Origin of the sequence: Actinoplanes sp. NPDC051633, from assembly GCF_040681735.1 — a bacterium.
Taxonomy (GTDB): Bacteria; Actinomycetota; Actinomycetes; order Mycobacteriales; family Micromonosporaceae; genus Actinoplanes.
In genome coordinates this window covers 1-1,880 of record NZ_JBFAZH010001366.1, presented here as the reverse complement: position 1 = coordinate 1,880, position 1,880 = coordinate 1, and the positions used below count along the sequence as shown (strand labels likewise).

General features: G+C 71.8%; 3 protein-coding genes. 2 read left to right on the top strand and 1 reads right to left on the bottom strand.

The window, feature by feature from the left end; translation table 11 throughout:
- The coding region (locus tag AB0M20_RS41055; protein WP_364306682.1) for a diguanylate cyclase at positions 1-1,247 on the bottom strand (1,247 nt) is incomplete at its 3' end.
- A gap of 117 nt (positions 1,248-1,364) precedes the next feature.
- Between AB0M20_RS41055 and AB0M20_RS41050 the strand changes: the two genes are divergently transcribed.
- Positions 1,365-1,544, top strand: a complete 180-nt coding sequence (locus tag AB0M20_RS41050) for a hypothetical protein (RefSeq protein WP_364306680.1) — start codon at positions 1,365-1,367, stop codon at positions 1,542-1,544.
- 59 nt (positions 1,545-1,603) lie between these two features.
- On the top strand, positions 1,604-1,880 hold a 277-nt coding region (locus AB0M20_RS41045; protein ID WP_364306678.1), incomplete at its 3' end, for a sigma factor.

Below are 1,880 nucleotides of genomic sequence, written 5' to 3'. Positions count from 1 at the left end.
ATCACCGCGCCGGAGGCCACCGAGACCTGCGGCTGGAAGTGCAGGACGATCTCGTCGTCGTTGTCCAGCGCCCGGCGCAGGTCGCCGAGCAGGGTGAGCCGAGACGCGGTGTCGTGGGCCTGACCCGGGTCGAACCGGGTCCAGCCCAGGTGGTGCTCCTTGGCGGTGTACATGGCGATGTCGGCGAAGCGCATCAGCGTCGCGGGGTCGTCGTCCGGGCCGGCCGAGACGATGCCGATGCTGACCTCGATGTCCAGGGTGATGCCGTCGATGAGGAACGGGGTGTTGATGGTGTCCGCGATCCGGGTGGCGGCGTTGTCCCCGACGGCCGGGTCGTCGTCGACGAGCAGGACGGCGAACTCGTCGCCGCCGAGCCGTGCCACCAGGTCGCCGCCGCGCACCGCGCTGCGCAGACGCCGGCCCACGTCGACCAGCAGCAGGTCGCCGGCGTGGTGGCCGAAGTTGTCGTTGACCTCCTTGAAGCCGTCGAGGTCGAGCATCAGGACGGTGACCCGCGGGCTGGTCGACGAGTTCAGCGCCTGCTCGGCGGCGGCGTGGAAGGCCACTCGGTTGGGCAGACCGGTGAGCGCGTCGTGCGCGGCCATCCGTTCCACGGTGCGGCGGTGCGAGTTGTTCAGCCAGCCGACGGCGCCGAGAACCAGCAGGCCGAGCAGGAAGACCAGCAGGGTACCGAGACGCAGCAGGCCGGAGTCCCGTTCGGCGCGGTCCAGGCCGTCCAGGTAAACCTGCAACTGACGGCTCTGCTCCACGAGCAGGCCGTCGCGGACCTCGGCGGCGGCCGGTTCGATCTCGGACTCGAGCAGCTCCTGGGCGGACGCCTCGTCGCCGGCGTCGAGAAGGGCGAGATATCGCGCGATCGCCGGTTGCAGCCGTTCCTGCACATCGGCGAGGGCGGCGTTGCGGGCGGCCTGGGCGGCGTCGTGCGCGCCGAGGGACCGCAGCGCCACGAGCGTCTGCCGGTCGGCGCGGACGAGCTCGTCGCGTTCCTCCCCCTCGGGCTCTCTCAGCACGGCCTGCAGCAGCGACTCCTCGAGGGTGGCGAGGTAGACCGCTTGCTGGTACGCATCGGTCCGGGTGCTTTCGGCGGCGATCTCCCGCACGATCGCCGTCTGCCGCCAGCTGCCCAGCACGGCGGCCACCGTGAGCACGATCAGGGTGATGGCCAGAGCGATGGCCATCCACCGCTGCACCGGACTGCGCATCGACACCTTCGGCAGTCGAGCCACCCATGCACCGCCTTTCACGGGGCCGCGGCGGCAGCCCTTCTTCCGTCCATTCGACCGGATCGTCCCGGACATGAGCGTCGGGGAGATATCGCGGACAAGTCAGGGAAATCCACCGCGGTGCTGTGCGGGTTCGCGCTGCGATGGGCGGTGCTGGCGGTGCTGGCGGTGCTGGCGGTGCTGTCGGTGCGGTGGCGACATCCGAGCCGGCCGCGCCGGGCTCCGCCGGGCTTCTCTCGGGCGATCCTCGACGTCGTCGCGGCGGTCCGTCGGTGCGAGGAGCCGTCGGGCGGGGTGTAGCGTGCTGGCCTGGCCGGGACGGCCGGGGTTTGACGGGATCAAGGGGCCGATGGATCGACGTGTCAGGTGATGACGAACTCGCCCGGGCGCTGACCGCCGCGATCGCCGGGGACGAGGCTGGTTTCGCCACGCTGTGGCGCCGGCTGCAGCCGGCCGTCCTGCGGTATCTGCGGGTGGTGGTCGGCGACGCGGCCGACGACGTCGCCTCCGAGACCTGGATGCAGGCCGCGCGTGACCTGCGGCGCTTCGACGGCGATCCGGCGGCGTTCCGCGGGTGGCTGTTCCGGATCGCGCGCCATCGCGCCATCGACGATCGGCGACGGGCGGCGCGGCGGC